Origin of the sequence: Streptomyces sp. ID05-39B (genome assembly GCF_033794725.1) — a bacterium.
GTDB lineage: Bacteria > Actinomycetota > Actinomycetes > Streptomycetales > Streptomycetaceae > Streptomyces > Streptomyces bobili.
The window spans coordinates 1-17,575 of sequence record NZ_JARGEF010000179.1; the positions used below are offsets into that span (position 1 = coordinate 1).

14 protein-coding genes and 1 pseudogene are annotated in these 17,575 nt (G+C 68.2%); 5 read left to right on the forward strand and 10 right to left on the reverse strand.

The window, feature by feature from the left end; genetic code table 11:
- Positions 1-430: 430 nt before the first annotated feature.
- From P1P75_RS29680 to P1P75_RS29690, 3 genes are all read right to left on the reverse strand, one after another.
- A complete protein-coding gene (locus P1P75_RS29680) occupies positions 431-1,618 on the reverse strand; it encodes a cytochrome P450 (RefSeq protein ID WP_319261120.1) in 1,188 nt (395 codons plus the stop codon).
- A 335-nt stretch (positions 1,619-1,953) separates the two neighbouring features.
- Entirely contained in the window at positions 1,954-2,700 is a 747-nt protein-coding gene (locus tag P1P75_RS29685; protein WP_319261122.1) for a phosphotransferase, read from the reverse strand.
- A 239-nt stretch (positions 2,701-2,939) separates the two neighbouring features.
- The gene (locus tag P1P75_RS29690) at positions 2,940-3,344 is read right to left on the reverse strand and encodes a hypothetical protein (protein WP_319261125.1); all 405 of its coding nucleotides are present in this window, start codon (positions 3,342-3,344) and stop codon (positions 2,940-2,942) included.
- A gap of 135 nt (positions 3,345-3,479) precedes the next feature.
- Between P1P75_RS29690 and P1P75_RS29695 the strand changes: the two are divergent.
- Both P1P75_RS29695 and P1P75_RS29700 read left to right on the forward strand, forming a co-directional pair.
- A pseudogene (locus P1P75_RS29695) lies at positions 3,480-3,572 on the forward strand (antibiotic biosynthesis monooxygenase); the annotation flags it as partial.
- A 129-nt stretch (positions 3,573-3,701) separates the two neighbouring features.
- The gene (locus P1P75_RS29700; protein WP_319261127.1) at positions 3,702-4,670 is read left to right on the forward strand and encodes an alpha/beta hydrolase; all 969 of its coding nucleotides are present in this window, start codon (positions 3,702-3,704) and stop codon (positions 4,668-4,670) included.
- A 114-nt stretch (positions 4,671-4,784) separates the two neighbouring features.
- On the opposite strand, the gene P1P75_RS29705 is transcribed toward P1P75_RS29700, so the two are convergent.
- From P1P75_RS29705 to P1P75_RS29715, 3 genes are all read right to left on the reverse strand, one after another.
- The gene (locus P1P75_RS29705) at positions 4,785-6,356 is read right to left on the reverse strand and encodes a transporter (protein WP_319261130.1); all 1,572 of its coding nucleotides are present in this window, start codon (positions 6,354-6,356) and stop codon (positions 4,785-4,787) included.
- A complete protein-coding gene (locus P1P75_RS29710) occupies positions 6,353-6,691 on the reverse strand; it encodes a hypothetical protein (RefSeq protein WP_319261133.1) in 339 nt (112 codons plus the stop codon). The genes P1P75_RS29705 and P1P75_RS29710 overlap by 4 nt, the downstream gene beginning before the upstream one ends.
- Before the next feature lie 600 nt (positions 6,692-7,291).
- Complete coding sequence (locus P1P75_RS29715; RefSeq protein ID WP_319261136.1) at positions 7,292-7,486, reverse strand: hypothetical protein; 195 nt, start codon at positions 7,484-7,486, stop codon at positions 7,292-7,294.
- A 190-nt stretch (positions 7,487-7,676) separates the two neighbouring features.
- On the opposite strand from P1P75_RS29715, the gene P1P75_RS29720 reads away from it, so the two are divergent.
- On the forward strand, positions 7,677-10,415 hold the full coding sequence (locus P1P75_RS29720) for a hypothetical protein (RefSeq protein ID WP_319261138.1): 2,739 nt from the start codon (positions 7,677-7,679) through the stop codon (positions 10,413-10,415).
- A gap of 351 nt (positions 10,416-10,766) precedes the next feature.
- Positions 10,767-12,131, forward strand: coding sequence for a hypothetical protein (locus P1P75_RS29725; RefSeq protein ID WP_319261142.1), 1,365 nt, complete (start codon positions 10,767-10,769; stop codon positions 12,129-12,131).
- A 1,073-nt stretch (positions 12,132-13,204) separates the two neighbouring features.
- Here P1P75_RS29725 and P1P75_RS29730 read toward each other — a convergent pair.
- From P1P75_RS29730 to P1P75_RS29740, 3 genes are all read right to left on the reverse strand, one after another.
- Positions 13,205-13,948: a DUF2637 domain-containing protein gene (locus P1P75_RS29730; protein ID WP_319261145.1), complete on the reverse strand. Its 744-nt coding sequence runs from the start codon at positions 13,946-13,948 to the stop codon at positions 13,205-13,207.
- Positions 13,949-14,665: 717 nt separating this feature from the next.
- Positions 14,666-14,953, reverse strand: a complete 288-nt coding sequence (locus P1P75_RS29735) for a hypothetical protein (RefSeq protein WP_319261148.1) — start codon at positions 14,951-14,953, stop codon at positions 14,666-14,668.
- A 170-nt stretch (positions 14,954-15,123) separates the two neighbouring features.
- Positions 15,124-16,062, reverse strand: coding sequence for an AraC family transcriptional regulator (locus P1P75_RS29740; RefSeq protein ID WP_319261152.1), 939 nt, complete (start codon positions 16,060-16,062; stop codon positions 15,124-15,126).
- Between the two features lie 104 nt (positions 16,063-16,166).
- Here P1P75_RS29740 and P1P75_RS29745 point away from each other — a divergent pair, with 104 nt between their 5' ends.
- Positions 16,167-16,847: an NAD(P)H oxidoreductase gene (locus P1P75_RS29745; protein ID WP_319261154.1), complete on the forward strand. Its 681-nt coding sequence runs from the start codon at positions 16,167-16,169 to the stop codon at positions 16,845-16,847.
- A gap of 323 nt (positions 16,848-17,170) precedes the next feature.
- On the opposite strand, the gene P1P75_RS29750 is transcribed toward P1P75_RS29745, so the two are convergent.
- A partial coding sequence (locus tag P1P75_RS29750; RefSeq protein WP_319261157.1) for a CAP domain-containing protein occupies positions 17,171-17,575 on the reverse strand: 405 nt, incomplete at its 5' end.

Genomic DNA, 17,575 nt, shown 5'->3' on the forward strand with positions numbered 1-17,575 from the left:
AGTGAGCACGCTGGGTCACCGACCACCCCCGCCACGGCCATCCGCTGAGCGGCGGCGTCAAGCCGGCAACAACCACGTGGTACACGTCCGCGACGGCAATGGCCGCCGCTCAGCGGATGGCCGTGGCGGGGGTGGTCGGTGACCCAGCGTGCTCACTGGCAGCCGCAGGGCGGCCGGACCCGGGCCTGGTAGCGCAAGGCGGCCGTATCGGCATCGGCCACTATGGCCGTTACTGGTGCCTGGTCTGGTAGGAGGAGGCAGTAAGACGTTCGGCTCTGTTCCATAGTCGGTGGTGACGGGCGCCGTTGACGTCGTGGCGGGCCATCACCGCTGTACGGATCCCCGCGCCGGACCCGTCTTCCCTGGGGGAAGGATCCCGGACAGGCCCCTCCCCCCGGGCTCGCCCTGCCCACCGCGGCAACGCCGCCCGTCACGCCGCCTTGCCCGCCACGAGTCGGACGGGTACCTCGGCGTACGTGTTCAGGATCGTGTTCTGCGCGATCACCGGGTCGCCGGTGAACTCGAAACGCTCCACGGACTCGAGCAGCGCGTGGATCAGGGCGTGCAACTCCATGCGGGCGATGCCCTGGCCGACACAGTTGTGCGCGCCGTGTCCGAACCCGAGATGGTCGAGGGGATTGCGGCGAAGGTCGAACTCGTGCGCGCGTTCCCACTTCCGCTCGTCACGGTTGGCTGAGGCGAACAGCGCCCACACCCGGGCGCCCTGCGGGATTGTCACCCCGCCCAGCTCCGTGTCGCGGGCCGCGACGCGGGTCAGGCCCCGCACGGGAGTCTCGAGCCGGAGCAGCTCGTTGATCGTCGAGGCCACCAGAGCGGGCTCGGCGCGCAGCGCGGCCCACTGGTCCGGGCGCTCGGCGAACAGGACGAGCAGATGGCCGATGGCCGCGGCCGTGGTCTCCAGCGACGGCCCGATGAAGTCGACGAGGAGGAGCGGGCACTTCTCCTTGGCGATGACGCCCTGATCGGCCGCCTCCAGCATGGCGGCACCGGGGCTGTGGGGCGCGAGTTCCCCGTTCGCCGCGAGCTCGTGGGCGAACGCGAACAGACGTTGGGTCATCTCCATGTTGTGCGGGGTGCGTTCGGAGCGGGGACCCAGCAGGTCGTTGCCCACCTGTCCCCATGCGTAGAGATGTTCGCGATTGCGTTCGGGTAGTCCGAGGTAGTCGGGGATGACCAGCATCGGCATCGCCTGGGCCAACTCGGTCACGCCGTCGATCTCGCCCCGGGCGACGACTTCGGCGACGAGGTCGCGCGCCTTGCCCGCGATCTCCTCGGCACGCGCCCGCAGGGGTCCGGGCCGTAGCCCCGCCCCCACGACGGAGCGCAGCACCTCGTGCTCCGGAGGGTCGCTGACGAGGGTGACGCCCCGCATGATCTGGTTGACATCGGGATCGAATCCCACGCCCTCGCCCGAGAGGAAGGCGTCATGGTCGGCGAGCGCGGCTTTCACCTCGTCGTACCGCGTGATCGCGTACACGTCCGGTTCGCGCAGCCGGACGACGCCGCCCAACTCCCGCAGGTGCCGATACTGCTCGTAGCGAGTGGGCCGGTCCGAGGACGCGAACATGTCGATCTCTGTCGTGGGTACGACGGCCACGGGTTCCTCCTCGAGCGTCGCCGAGGCAACCGGCGCGGTCCCATGCCCTGGCCGGGGACAACACGCCTCCCCTGCTTCGCTTCCTCGTTCGAGCCGAACACATGATCCTGATCTTGCTCGGCGGAAGCGGCCGCCAAACCGCTTCGCGGTGACGGCCGGCCCTCCGCCCGCAGCCGGACCTCGTGCCCTACTCACCGACGACGACCCGCAGGTGGCAAAAGCAGCGGCCGCCAATCCGTCGCTTTCCCGGCCGTAATGGCCGTCAGGGTCGTATCCGAGGCTCTGGCGTGCTCGATGCGTCAGCACCCATACGTGGCAGTGGGGCCCACGCGGCCTCACACTCGAGATCTCAGCATCTCGACCTCACAGCCCGGCGCGAAGGGGTCGAAGCCCTGCTCGATCAGCGAGCGAACTGCCAGCAGGCTTCGCAACGACGCCCACGCGTGGATCACGTCAAGGTCGATGTCCGTGCCGTACCCGGCGATGACGTCGTCGAGGTGCTCCTCGTGTCCGAGTACGAAGGTGGCGAGGTCGTACAGGGCATCTCCCTGGCCCGCCTCGGACCAGTCGATGATGCCGGTGACCTCGTCGCCGTCGACGAAGACGTGCGCGATCTGCAGGTCGCCGTGCGTGAACGCCGGAGTCCACGGCCGCAGCGCGGCCTCGGCGACTTGGCGGTTGCGGGTGACCAGGTCGGCCGGCAGGACGCCGTTCGTCACGAGCAACTCGCACTCGTCGGCGAGTTCCTTCGTCAACTCGTCGACGCTCCGGCCGGCCCGGCCAGGCCAGGGCGGCAGTGGCGCGTCGTGCAGCTTCCGGATGGCGGCGCCCGCCGCGGTCCACGCGGCCGACGACCCTGTCGCCGGCCCGCCGAGGCGCCCGAGCGTCGTGCCCGCAAGTGCGGCTGTCGCGAGCACGTGCGGCTTGCGCCACAGGACCTCCGGGGTCGGAACCGGCGCGAAGGACATCGCCTTCACCTCGACGTCGATGCGCGCCTGATCGGCGTCCACCTTCAGGAACACGTCGCCGACGCGCAGAGTCGCACGCTCGGAATGGGCGACGACGACTTTGACCTCATCCATGGGCGACCACTATCCCGGGACTGATCGCCAACGTCGCCGGGTTTTCCTCTTGCGAGTACGCGGCTGACCGCGTACGGCTGCCCAGCGGCTCGTGCCCGACACCGACCTCTGACCAGGTCAAGCCCACCACTTTTCATGATTCCTGAGAGAGCATCCGATCAGCTTTCACATGGAGGCGGACGACGCCCTGCGTGCGGGCGGTGTCGACTGTCCGCCGGTGGCGGCCACGATCGTCAGCTTCATCGGGGTCCTCCTGCGGTGAAGGCGGCACGGTGGTCCTGCGCCCAGGTGGCGTACGTACGTGCCGGGCGACCCAGCAGCCGCCGCACGGTGTCGGTGGTGGGCCCGGCCTGGCGGGCGTAGTCGGCCAGCGAGCCGAGCAGCCGGTCAGGGACCTCGTCGGGCAGGCCGGCGGCGAGCATGCCGCGGCGGATCTCCTCCGGTGCGGCCTCGACGAAGGACAGTGTCCGCTCGAGCGCCGCGCCGAGCGCGGCCACCCTCTCCGGCTGGCTCAGCGACCGTTCCCCGGTGAGCAGGTATGTCTGACCGCGGTGCCGCGGGTGGGTCAGGGCGAGGGCGCCCACCGCGGCGATGTCACGCTCGTCGACGGTCGAGGTCCGCGCGTGCGGGTACGCCCCCCGCACGGTCCCGGTCGCCCGGATCTGCCCGGCCCAGGCCAGGGTGTTGGCGGCGAAATCGGCGCAGCGCAGGATCGTCCAGTCCAGGCCGCTCCCCTTGGCGATCTCCTCGACCGCGTGGAACTGCTGCCGGAAGCGTGCGCCCAGGCCATCGTGGCGCAGATCGACGGACTGCTGGCCAAGGAATCCGAGTACACCGACTACGTCCCGGTCCGCGGCAAAGCCGCCTTCTGACCCGCCGAACACCCCACACCCAGCCCCTGCCGCCTCGGCGCCCGCCGAGGCGACCCCGTCCTCGCTCGACTCCTCGGTCGACTCCTCGCTCGACCGTCCTGGCACCACCAACCACGAAAGGCGACAACCATGACGACAGCACGGCCCGCCCTTGACCCCGAACTGCGTGAACTCCTGGCCGGCATGCCGCTGATGTCCCAGCTCAGCCTGGAAGTGCTGGCACAGGTACGCCCGTTCTCCTCGATGCCCGTCGAACCCCTCCTCGAAGGTCGCGCGATCGACCGGCGCGAGGTCACGGCTACGAGTCCGGACGGCACCACGATCCCCATGTCCGTCATCAGTCCCGCGAACACCGATCGCACCACCGCCGCGCCCTGCGTCTACTGGATGCACGGCGGCGGGATGGTCATGGGCGACCGCTTCTCACAGATCGACATCCCGCTGGAGTGGCTCGACGAGCTCGGCGCCGTCGTCGTCTCCGTCGACTACCGGCTCGCGCCCGAAACCACCGGCATGATCCCGGTCGACGACTGCTACCAGGGACTGCTCTGGATCGCCGAGCACGCCGCCGAACTGGGCATCGACCCCGCCCGGATCATCGTCGCAGGCGCCAGCGCGGGTGGCGGCCTCGCCGCCGGCGTCACGCTGCTGGCCCGCGACCTCGGCACCCCGACGATCGCCGCCCAAGTCCTCATCGGCCCCATGCTCGACCACCGCAACACCACGACCTCCAGCCTCCAGTACTCGAACGGGCCCGGCGTCTGGACCCGCGAGATGAACGGATTCGGATGGCGCTGCCTCCTCGGCGACCTCACCGACAACGAGGTACCCGCATACGTCTCACCCGCCCTGGCCGACGACCTCGCGGGCCTGCCCGCCACCTACATCGACACCGGCTCCGCCGAAGTCTTCCGCGACGAGGACACCGACTACGCCACCCGCATCTGGGCAGCCGACGGCCAGGCCGAACTCCACGTCTGGGCAGGCGGCTTCCACGGATTCGACGCCCTGTACCCGCAGGCTCACATCTCGGCCACGGCCCGCCGAACCCGAACCGACTGGCTCACCCGAGTCCTGCCCGCAAACCCCGCCGCATAGCGCCACCGCGTGGCCGGACGTGGTGCCGGGGCTGCCCGGGCAGCGGAGGAACGGCCGCGCCGCGGCTGCCCTCGCAGCCGGTGCAGCCGTCCTCGCCGTGGATGTGACCGGCCATCAAGACGAGAAGACGTGCTCCGCGCCGCCTACCTCGCCGGCGGCCCGGCGTCGATCCGTGACACTGCCCAGCCAGCCCAGCAGGAATCCGGCCGGCACCGTCACCAGGCCCGGGATCGTCACGTCCCAGATCCTGAAGTCCTGGTCGGGGAAGATCGACGCGGGTGTGCCGGACGTGTACGGCGACAGCACCAGCGCCGCGATGCTCAGCACCGTGGCTCCCCACAGGCACCACAGCGCACCGCGGGCGGTGAAACCGGGCCAGTACAGGGCGTACAGCAGAACGGGCGCGAGGGCGGCGCCGCAGACGGCGAGCCAGAGCGTCGAGACGACCACCAGGTTCCAGTCGGCGAGGACGACCGCCACGAGCGCGGCGGCAGTGCCCGTCAGCGCCGCCGACCACCGCGACGCGGTTCCAGCCGCCTTGTCCGCCGGGCGGCTACCGGCGGTCTTGCCGTATGCGCCCAGCACGTCCCGTCCCAGGGCGATGCCGGCGGCGAGGGTCACATCCACGACGGCCGCGAGCGCGGTCAGGAAGAGGACGCAGGCCAGGGCCGCGACCAGGAGGCCGCCGCCGTCGAGCGCCCGCCCCAGCATCAGCGGCGTGAAGACCTGCGCCGACGGGCCGGCCTGGCGCAGCGCCTCACCGACGAGGGCCGCGGCGCCGACGCCGACGACGGTGAGCGCTCCGTACAGCAGGGTGAGTTCGGTGAGCATCCAGCGCCCGACGGTGCGGGCGCCGCGCGGGCTCTTCGTCGAGATCGCCCGCATGAGTACGGCGGGCATCGCCAGCGTGGCCATCGACATGCCGACGGTCTGCCCGATCCGGTTCACGGCGCCCACCCACCCGTCACCGGTGTAGCCGCCCGGACGCAGATACGCCTCGCCCATCCGCGAGCCGTGCGCGGCGGCGTCGAGCAGCCGCCCGGGGTCCCCGCCGAAGCGGTTGAGCACCAGCACGGCAGCGACCACCAGCACGGGCAGGGCGATCGCCGACTTCGCGATCATCACCACGCCGGTGCCCCGGATCCCGCCACTGACAGCGAGCGCCGTCATCACGCAGCCGATCACCACGATGCAGCCGGTCCGCGTACCGGGCTGCCCGATCAGCGCCGCGGCGACGTTGCCGACCACCACCAACTGCACGACCAGCAGAGGGAAGCAGACGAGCAGGGTCACCGCGCCCCACGAGACGCGCACGGCGGGCCCGCCGCTGCCGCGCGCGTCCAGCATGTCAGCGGCCGTCAACGAGGCGTGCCTGCGCAACGGCTCGATGATCAGCACGAGGAGCAGCATGACCCCGATCAGGCTGCCCAGCATCACGCCGAGGCCGTCGAAGCCGGACGTGGCGACCATGCCCACCAGTACGGTGACCGTCGCGACCGTGGTGGTGTCGCCGCCCATCGCGATGCCCTGCTGCCAGGAGCGCAGCCTGCGGTTCTCGGACCGCACGAGAGCCCGGTCGTCCTCGTCGGCGCCGGTGGCGATGCACAGCAGCAGGCAGATCACGACGAACACCGAGAACACGGCGAAGACGAGGGACCGGGACGAGGGATCGAGCAGCGTGGTCACGACCACCTCCGGGCACCCGGCTGCGGCTCGAGCCGGTCGACCCGTCGCCCGTACACCACGAGCGCGTGCACACCGACTCCGAACGGCACCACGGCCAGGAGCACACCGAGGCTCACCGGCCCGGCGATCCTCGTACCGTACAAGGCCGGTACGAGGGAGGCGGGCAGCACATAGAGCAGCCAGGCCACGGCGATCCGGACGCCGAGCCGCAGCCCGACGGCCAGGCGCGCCGCCTCCTCGGCATCGGGTCGCTCGTGCTCCGCGGGAGGTCGCCCGGCGGCTGCGAATGCGTCATGGTGCGGCGGCCCATGCCAGGGCTGCGGTCCGAAGGACATGTGGGCGGCTCCGCTCACGTCGATCCGACACCCCGGAAGGGGTGCGAGTACGGGTGTGGGGGTGAGCGCGGAGTCAATCAGACACATGCGCGTACCCGCACGCCCCGGACGCAGGTCTGTTCGTCCGCCCAATACGGAGCCGTGTGGACGGTGATCGGGCACTGCGCGATCGGGACAGGCGGCAGCAGTGGCCGGGACGGTCCTGACACTCGGCGGCCGCGCCGGCCCGGACGCGGCTGCTGAACCTGGCGGCCCCGGCACCGGAGCGGACCCAGCCCGCTTCCGCCCGCGCGCTCCCGGCCGCACGGCGCAGACAATCCGCCGCAGGCGCAGGGCCACCGGTACTCCGAAGCCCAGCGCATCGCGCTCGGAGCCCCCGTTCCGCGGGCCGGGTACGACCCGGCCCTCTGGCTCCGGGAGTCCCTGGTCACGGTCGGCGCCCCGCAACGTACGGCAGCGCGAAGCGCACCGCTTCTGCAGACGATTTCGCCTTCCCCACCGGACTCGAACACCACTGGCTCTACCCAGGCCACTTACGGGCTGACCGCCTGCCCCACGTCCTTCACGCCAGAAGAGCTACACATCCTGGTCGGCGCATCCTCACGTGCTCGGTGGTTCCGGGGGCATCTTGGCGATGGTCACAACGGTCTCGGCGCGGACGCTGAAGACCTTTTTGCCGTCGGCGGTGGTGAACTCCACAAATGCGTCCCTCACCGCGAAGTCGTCTGCCTCCACCTTGCGTTCCCTCAGGGGCGGGGTCCTGGGCGTCGTGTACTCGACGAGATAGACGTTCACGCGTGCACCTCCCGTAGCTGATGCGACATCGTCACATCTGTACACCTCGCGCGCTGCGCACCGACCCGATGAGGGAAGGCCGTCACGCGATCGGCCAGCCATTCAGGTGACTGGCTACGTCTCAGCGCGCCTCGCTCCGAATGTCGGGCGAATATGACGGAGGAAATACGACGAGGTGAGGAGCGTCTCGATGACGTACGCAGTCACATTCCTGGGAACGTCATCCCTTCCTGTGGCGTCCAGCGGCGGTGCATATCGGATCTGGTCGTACAAGGTGGAGGGCTCCAACACCGAGATCGTCACCGGGCGCCGGATGACCATGGCCTTCCCGGGCAGCGTCACGGTGGTGGACCCCAGCGCCTATCCCGGCGTGGACGCGCTGGGCGGGACTCTCGTGTGGCGGAGCCCGGACGGGACACGCCAGTACGTGGCGGCCCGGGCCAGCGGGCCCGGCAGCGTGGTGATCGCGTTCGTCGCCGCGGCGCAAACATCCAGCGGCCAGGTCCAGCTCTTCAAGGCCACTCCCGGCAACGATTTGGTGGAGGTCCAGTTCGAAGCCGTTCCCGACGGCGGCGGGGCCAGTCATTCCCAGCGTCTGGTCGTGCCCGCTGCCGGTGCGCCCGCGTTCACTGGACGGCCGTTGTACGACTTCGCGGGGTCGCTGCCGTACGACAGCGAGTTGTTCGGCGTCTATCAGCCGCTGTCCGGGTGGGTGGGGGCGACGGCCGGAATGTCTGCGAAACCGATCCACCCCCCGTCGTCCGATATCGGCAACCTCGCGCGTGAGAATTTCCACGGGAGCGACGCCCTCACGCTCCTCCAGCCCGGTCTGAGGGCCTTGGCCGAGCGCTACAGCGTCGGCGCGGGGGGAGCACTGTCGCCGGTGGGGTTGGTCAACCTCTTCCGCGAGTACTTCTTCGAGTTCGACAACTTCCTGGGCACCCCCTCGGGCCACATCTGGGTCAGCCCGGGAGGCACCGTCGAGGTGGTGGAGAGCAGCACACGGCGCACCCTGGTCGAGAAGGTGGTGGAACAGTCGGAGGAGGTCTCCCGCAAGAGCGAGGAGAGCCTCACCGATCAGACAGATGTCTCGGACGCCGTCAAGGAGGAGAACTCCAACGACACGAAACTCGGCGTCAGCGCCACCGGTGGGGTGAACGCCAAGATCTACCATGCCGACGCCAGTCTCAGCTTCAGTACCCAGAACACCGTCAAGCGAGGTGCCGAGACGACGCACAAGCGCGCCCGCACACAGACTTCCAAGGTCACCAGCGAGATCAAGCGGAACTTCAAGACGACGTTCAGGACGGTAACGGAGACCACCGACACGTCGAGCCGCCGCTACGTCCTGCAGAACACGGGCACCGAGCTGGTGAACTACGAGATGCGGCGCAAGATGCGCAAGGTCGGCATCCAGCTGCAACACATCGGAACACGTCTGTGCTGGCAGATCCACCTCCTGGATCCCGGCAGGGAACTCGGCCTGGGGGACATGGTGCACGTCGTTCCCGCGCCTGACCTCAGCGCGATCCAGAAGCCCGAGAAGATCCCGGAACCGGCGAGCAAGGAAGTGCCCTACCACTTCGACATCACCTTCCAGCACGAGCAGGGGCCGGACGAAGAGGCCGAGCTGACCTATCTGCCCGAGTCGGGCAATGATTGTCGGGGATTCAACGATACTCCCGACTACCTCCCGGGGAAGGACGACATCATCCAGTTCTGCTTCCCCAAGCCGCTGCCACCCGTCCCGGAGGGCTACACCTTCAGCAAGGTTCATTCCCTGGACAAACACGGCGCCCAGGTCGAGTTCGCACCGTTCACGGTGAATACGTCGACCAATCCGCACACGCTCAACGTGAAAATGACGTACGCCAATTTCCAGGGCCGCAAATCCCTGCCATTCGATGTCACGCTCGTCTACGAGCCGACGGATGAGGCCAAGAAGAAGGTCAAGGACCTCAACGACGCCGCACAGGCCGAGTATCAGAAAGACGTCGACCGGCTCCAGCACGAGGCGTACGGCCAGGCCGTCCGTGAGCGGCTGCGCCTGATCAGCTCGATGCGTCTGCGCTCCTCCGAGGACCTGCGCAATGAGGAGCGGCGGTGCGTGTTCCGGAAACTGCTCAAGCAGCTACCGAAGGACATTTACCCTACGCTCAACAACAACACGCCGTACCTGGAGGCAGAAGAGATCCAGAAGTTCTTCGACGTCGACGAGATGCTGTACTTCGTCTCCCCCGACTTCTGGCGCGCTGGCGCGGTGAACGCGCCCATGCCCTCCGAAGACAGCACCGGCAGGTATCCCGTACGCGCCATCCCGAAGCCCGAACCCGGCAAAGCACTGCCGCCTTTGGCCGGCCAGACGGTCGCAGGATGGTATTCCGGTGCAGATTCCTACGCCCTGCCCAATAGCACGTCGCCATCGCCGCCGTACGAGTGGCGGGTCAACTACCTGATCTCCGAAGAGACCGTGCCGGCACCCCTCGGAAGCTCACTGGGCTGGCTGATCCAGATCGACGCCGACGAGCGCCGCAATGAATTCCTCAACGCAGCCTGGGCCAAAGTGGTCCTGCCCGTCCGGCCCGGCCAGGAACAAGCAGCGCTCGCGTGGCTGAAGAAGGTCGAAGGAGAAGCCGGCCTCGGCAAGACGTACACCAGACAGGACGACGACCCTGCCGACTACCAGGGCAAGACGGTCGGCCAGGTTCTGGACCTCCTCGCAACGCACCTGCGGTCCCTGGCCCAGGAGAAGTTCGACACGACGCTCGCCGCCGACAGGGTCTTCGAGAACGGATTCGATCCCCTGGCCGGCGGCTTCCGCCCCGCGGAGCCCTATCAGATCTTCGATCAATGGGTCGAGGTGCTCCCGACCGACCAAGTCGTCGCCGTCAGTGTGAAGTACGACCCCAAGACAGGCCAACAACTGTGAACACGACGCACCCGAGCCTCAGGACAGCACTGGCTCTCGGGCATGCGGACGCGGCAGCGTACACAGTCTCTCGGACGACTGGCGGATCACCGTCTCCAGCGCGGGCAAAGAGCTCACGGCACACCCCGGACGTGCGCTCCACCTCACGCAGGGAGACGTCGGCGACGAAGTGCGGCAGCAGGCCATGAAGGCACATCATTGCCCTGGCCACGATCACGCCGCTCAGTCGAATTTATCGACGAAAGATCACGTCCCCTCAAAACGCGTGATCAATGGCGTGCCACTGGAAGAGCAGGCAGCAGCATAAACGACGACACCCCCGGACGTGCGGCGAGTAAGGTTACCAGCCCAATGATGACTGACGCATTCGCCCGGTTTCAGCCGCTCCAGGGCCCCGGCTACAACGTCCTCAAGCCTGATGGCACAGCCGACACCGATCTCCTGCTGCCGCTCATGTTCCACCGGGATCGCGCCATCGACGTACCGGGGCGGCGCGTCTTGGATGCGAGTAAACCCGATGGTCTCAACGTCCGGACGGTCCAATACACCGACATCATTGGCGGCCTGGCGGACGAGCACGGGACGGTGCTCGTGGCGGAACGAGAAAAGGGCACCCAACTCTTCCTCATGTGGGTTTCGCGGACCGCCGCGCTGCATCTGAAGGGCCGAACCCCGGAAAAAGTCAATGTGCATTTCCTCTTTCATCCACCAGCGTACCGAGACTGTTATACCGAGACCGCGTACTGGACCGGCACTTGTGGCATCGACGGAAAGGAGAGACACTGTGTCGATCAGGGATTCAAAGGGCAGCAGCCTTACGTCCAGCTCGGTGAGCGCTACCTATGCACGGACTTTCGGGCGGTGGCCCAGCATTTGCTGGCGTCGGACCGGTTCGAGCCGAATGTAATCTACGTAGTTCCGGTGGCGTCCACACGAGGTGGCAACTTCGACGACCTCCTCACGGCCGAGACCCTGACCCGCGCAGTCCAGGACGTGATCATCTTCGCTTCCCAGAAACTCGCGGGAAGTACCGTTGTGGACGGCTTCGTTGACTTCGGCGAGGTGATGCTGTCCGGCTACAGCCACAGCGGCGATCGCGTGGAGAAGTTGCTTCTCACCCTGAGTGACACGCCGTTCTTCCGCAGACATCTCTCACAGATCAACCTTTTCGACCCAAATCTCGATGAAAAGGATGCGGGAATCCGTTTGGCGCGATTCAAGGCGCTTCTCGAAAAGACAGCCCTATGGAAGAAGAAGATCAATCGCGATGCCCGGATTTTCGTCTACACCTCTTATGGAGATCACCAACAGGCAATGCTCGGCAGCGACCTGAAGCTCGAGTCACCAACCGCGGTGAACCTCGACACCGTCGACTGGAGTGTCGACCGGAGCGGTGCTCCGCCCCCGAAGAGGGCCAAGGGCGGGCGGCCACGGGGCAGTGGCATCGAAGCCTATGACCACGACCGCACCGTGGGTCTGGTCCACATTCCGATCGCGTTCTTCCGGCACTGGCTCGAGACTGAACTCGACAACCCGTCCGGCTGGGACCATGCCACGCGGGACAGCGGCCACGGACACGGCTGGATCCTCCGCACGCTCATGTCACATGCGCTGTCCCATGCCACACCGTCATGGTTCGGCGCACAGCGCGGCTTCAAGGCGGCCACTCCGATCGAGAAGTCAAAGCCGGAACGACCGGTGCTCCCAGACGGCTGAAATCCTGTCGCGGCACTGAGGAGCGAGCATCTCCTTCGAAGAGCTGCCGGATCTGCTCCCCGATTCCGCGAAGGGAACGTTGTGTGGACACCAAAGCCGACGGTCGGTCGCGGGGCGGATCTCATCAACGACGTACACAGGCGGCCGGGCAACTCACCCCGCTGCTCACCCAACGATTCGGACAGCGTCGCATTCTGCCGCTGTCCGGTGTTGCACGCACAGTGTGGACCATCATGCTGCCGCTCACTCCCCCAACCGACTTCGGCCTGCTCTTCGTCGCCGGGGTCTTCAACCCGTCGTTCACCACGTACCGCATGGCGGCCACACCGGACGCTTTCATGTCCCGCGTCGGCACCTCCTGGTCCGTCGACTCAAAGGCCATGCCGGGCCGCCTTCGTGAGCGCCGGTGGCCTCATCGCCGCCTCAGCCGGCGTACGCGGTGCCCTGCTCATCACCGGCCTGCTGTGCATGGTGAGCGCGCTGCTCCTGCCATGGCGCAAGGCACGCTTCTCCACCGGGCATGTTCCAGCGCCCACGACGGAAGCGGTTCCTCCCCAGGTCGGCGCAACCGGCCGCCGCCTCCGGACCGGGTCGCCGACCTCGGCACCGGCACCGGCCGCCCGCCCCTCCAGGTCCACGCCGGCGACTGCCAACAGCAGGCAAGCGGCGCAGCCCTGTCGGCCGCGACGAGGCCCGCCGTCGACGTGCCGCCGCCGACCGGACCGATGACCGAAATCCCTTCCGGCTGGATACGCTTCACCACCGCTGGCGGCCCCCGACGCTGCCCGTGAGAGGTTCGGCATGGTTGAGCGACCCACGACCTGCGGGGCGGCACGCCTCGACGTGGCCGGGCGGCGCATAGGCCCCGCGTAGTCTGCTCGGTGCAGGTCAGGACCGAGGGCGCGCATCATTCGGCCAGCAAGTCGCGGTCGTCTGCCTGAAGTGGACGGGTGCTCAGCAGGACGCCTGACTGCTGCGGCTCCTGAGTGCCGCGCAGCGCAGACTCGGTTGGCGGGGACGGCTGCGGCACGAACTCAAAGACGCGCATCTGAGGGATCGGCCAACGGAGTTCCTCACTTTCTGGGACTCCGTTGCGCGTGTGCTCCTTGCCGGATCCTGCACTTGGAGGAGACCTGGCCGATGAGTTCCCAGAAGCACACGAGGGCGGTGACGGGAGGGACCCCGAACATCACGAATGCCATCAGTGAGCGGGAGGAGTGGCCCACACACAGAGCTGCGGCCATGGCCGAGGCGGCGAGGAGGACGGCCCAGGAGCGGCGCGCGCGGCGGTGTTGCACCGTGGCCCGAAGGATCGACAGCGCCGCCACGAACCACGGTCCGTACACCGCGAGCGGCCACCATCGCGCCACCGTGTCGGGCAGCATGCCCTCGGCGATCGTGCGGAGCTGTCCGTAGGTGTAGGCGACCGACCAGCCCAGCAGGCACGCCGCGCAGAGGGCGATGGCGACGATCAGGATCGTGGCGAAGCTGATGCGCCGGCCCGCCAGGAAGCGCGGCTTGTCCTGCATGCGCCGCCGGTCGCTCCTGCGCTGCGGCCTGTCCATGAGGTCGGGGGAGGGCTGCTGGTGCGGCGCCGGGGACGACAGCATCGCGGCCAGCTCGTCGTCCGGGTCCCAGCCGTCCAGTACGGCGGTGGTGTGCTGTGGCGCGCTGTCCCAGGACTGGACGTGCGGGGCGCTGTCCCTGGCCTGTTGGCTGGGGAACGGAATGCTGTCGTATTGACTCCCCGGTTCCTCTCCCGCCCTGGGGGTGTAGGAGTGGGCGTAGAAAAAGCCGTCATTGCTGAACCTGTCCACTGCAGTTCCCCATGCCCTCTTTCAGGACGTCGCGTCGGGCACACGAGACGCGGACGACACCGAAATTGCCGCGGTATCGCTGCCGCGAATAATTTTAACCGCCCTCAAGCATTCCGCTTCGAGGCCGCCGATCACGGCCAGGACCGTTTCTCCGAACGTTTCTCGCTTTGTCACGTCCACATAACGAGCGCCATGCGAGAAGTGGCGTGCTGCATCAGAGGGAACAAACCGCCCGAACGGGTCACGGGCGGGCCGGTATAAGATTCTGGCCCAATAAGAACATGAATCAGCAGACACTTCGCCTGCGACGAAGAGCCGGATTGGGTAGGCCCGTCACCCGACCGGCGAGCGCCAGGAAAGACAGTACGAGACGCCGTCCGAGGCCAGACGTTAAAGATCAAGTTGATCTCGTAGCCGCGCGGCTGGTGATCCGCATTCAGGCGTCGACCGAGGAGCAATTGACCCCGCAAGAGGCTCAGGTACTCGGCCTCGTCGCGCGAGGTCTGTCCGACAACGAGATCGGTCGGCAACTGTAGATCGGCGAATCGCCAGGAAAGACGCACCTGCTTGCGAGCGTTCGTCAAGCTGGGCGTCAACGACCGCACGGCAGCCGTCACCGTAGCTCTCTCACGCGGCATCCTCACCTCTACCGCACCGGTGACGCTCCGCATGCGGCGGACCCGGTCGCGCTGTACCAGTCGCGCCCGGGAGCGAGGATCAGGCAGGTCGCCGCCGATCGGCGAGCAGCGCGGCCGCTGCGGACGGCTGGACCACCAGCAGTTGCCACGCCTCGTCCAGCGCGGCGCGGCACAGCAAGGTGTCCCCGGTCCGGCGCGCCGCGTCGATGAGCCGGACGACGAAGACGAGCGCCGTCTGCGGCGCACCCGCGAGCAGGTGGGCTGCCCAGGAGACGACATCCTCACGGGTGAAGGCGCCCTCGACGTCCGGCAGGTACCAGATCGCCTCGAACCCCGGACGCACGGACGGGTCGGAGAGAACCTCCACCAGTAGGTCCAGCTCACGGACCGGCGCCGGGGGTCGAAGGCGGCCCCCGGACCGCCGGCGTAGCCGACAGCGTCAGCTCGTACCACGCCGGCGGCCTCGGTGTGCGGGAGTGGCTGCCCGTAGTCTTCGGCGTGATCCGCTGCCCGGGGGGCGCGGGAGGTGCGGGGACGTCAGGACGCCGCGGCGCGGAAGACGCTGGGGCTCAGGCCCCGATGGCGTTTGAAGGCGGCGCTGAAGCCGAAGGCGTCGGCGTAGCCGACGGACTTGGCGATCTGCGCGATGGCGAAGTCGGTGTCGGAAAGGAGTGCCTCGGCTTCGTCCATGCGGCATTCGGTGAGGTAGGTCAGAGGCGGGCGGCCCATCACCTCGGTGAAGCGTTTGGCGAACAGGGCCCGGGAGACGCCGGATTCGGCGGCGAGCGCCGCTACCGTCCACGTCTTGGAGGGCCGGGCGTGGAAGGCTTGGAGGGCGGGGGCGAGGATCGGTTCGGCCAGGCCGCGATACCAGTCGGGGGCGTCCGGGCCCGCCTGTTCGAACCAGGTGCGCAGTGTGCACACCAGGGCCCAGTCCAGGAGTCGGTCCATCAGCGCCTGCGAGCCGGCCGAGCGCAGGGCGGCGTCGGCGGCGGCTGCCTCCAGCCAGGCGCAAACCTCGCTGTCCTCATTGATCACCAGTACGGGTGGCAGGGCGCGCAGCAGTCGTTGATGGCGATGGCCCGATGCACGGTAGGCGCCCACGATCAGTGCGGTCGCCCCGTCCGGATCGTTGCCCCAGCGGATGCCGCCGAGGCCCTGGGCGGTGCATGCGGCATCCTCTGTGAAGCACGCGATCTCGTACTCGACGTGTGGGCGGTTGCAGGAGGACGGCCGATCCGCGAGGTGAAACGGGTCGGGGCCGCACACGATGGCCGTGTCTCCGACGCCGACCTCTTGTTCGGTGCCGTCGGGCAGCAGCAGGGTGCCGCCGCCACGCAGCACGCTCACCATGGTCAGCGGGGCACCGTCGGCGAAGCGGATGGTCCAGGGCGCTTCCAGCACGGCGTGACTGACGACCGAGCCCTCGGCCCGGATGCCACTGAGCAGAGAACTCAAGGGGTCCACGGGCGCCATCGTAGACGAACTCCTATGCAACGGAGCGTTTCTCCCATGGATCATCCAATCGACCACGGGTGTACTGGACTGGCAGCACCGACCGACACCAACCAGGAGAGACCATGTCGCACCTCGACAGCGCAGCCAGGACCGCCCTTGTGGTCATCGCCCACCACCGCACCGATTCCCTCACCGCGCACACCGCCCGCCGTACCGTTGCGCAACTTGAGACCGCCGGATACGTCGTCGACCTGCTCGACCTGCACGCCGAGGGATTCGACCCGCGGATGAACGTGGCCGACCAGCCTGACTGGGGCAACCGGGAGAAGCCGTACTCGGACGAAGTCCGGGCCCATATGCAGCGCATTCTCGACGCCGATGTCGTCGTCGCCGTGTTCCCCGTGTACTGGCAGAGCGTGCCCGCCCTCCTCAAGGGCTGGATCGATCGCGTGTGGAACTACGGATTCGCCTACGGTCGCAGCAAGCCTCGCCTGGCGGGCAAGCGCATGCTGTGGCTGGGCCTGGCCGGTGCCACCTCGGACGACCCCATCACGGAGGGGATGCAGGCCGTGCTGGAGGCCAACTTGAGCGAGGGCATCGCCTACTACTGCGGGTTCTCCCACTCCTCCGTCGCCCTGCTCCCCGACGCAGAGGAGCGCCCTCAGCGCCTCGACGCCGAGGGCAATCTGCTGGTCGGCGACGCGGTCGCGGGAGCCGAGCGGGAGGCGCAGTACAGCGAGTTCGACCGCCGCGCGGGGAAGGCCGTGGAAGGGTTCCTCGCGGCGGAGCCGGTGGCGGCCTGAGGGTCACGGGATCGGTGGCGTTGTGGGCTGGTGCCCGGTTGATGCTTGGCCTGCAACGCTTCCGAACGCCTTGGCGGAACCCTCCCGCTGGATCCCGGGGTAGTTTTTCGGATCCGCCGCCCAGGCAGCATCTGACGGGGGTCAGTCGGGTGTTGCGGACAAGTCGGCCGGCTCGGAGTGGTCGGCCGGCGTGGACCGCTCGATGTCGTCGTTGTTCGCGGCCGTGCTGGCACCACGTCGGCCGCGGGCGCTCCGGAGCGGGCGGAGCGGCCGCGGCCGGCCTGGTGGTCGGCGGGCCGTGACGGGCGTGGACCCCGTGGGGGTCAGCGGGCCGTGCCGAAGTCCTGCGTCCAGTAGTTGCCGGGCTGCGCCACCCCCACACCGATCTCCTTGAAGCCGCAGTCCAGGATGTTGCGCTTGTGACCGGCGCTGGCCATCCAGCCCGCCATGACCTGCTCGGGCGTGGAGTACCCGTACGCGACGTTCTCGCCGTAGGTGCTCCAGAGGTAGCCCGCGCGCGTGATCCGCTGTCCCGGGTCGGACCCGTCGGAACCGGTGTGGGACATGGTGTTGTGACTCGCCATGTCCGCACTGTGGGCCTGGGCGGCCTGCGAGAGCTTCGCATTCAGGGTGACCGGGGAGCAACCGACCTTGGCGCGCTCGCTGTTGACCAGGGCGACCACGCGGGTGACGGCGGGGGTCGTCGTGCCTGCGGCGGGGGTCGTGGT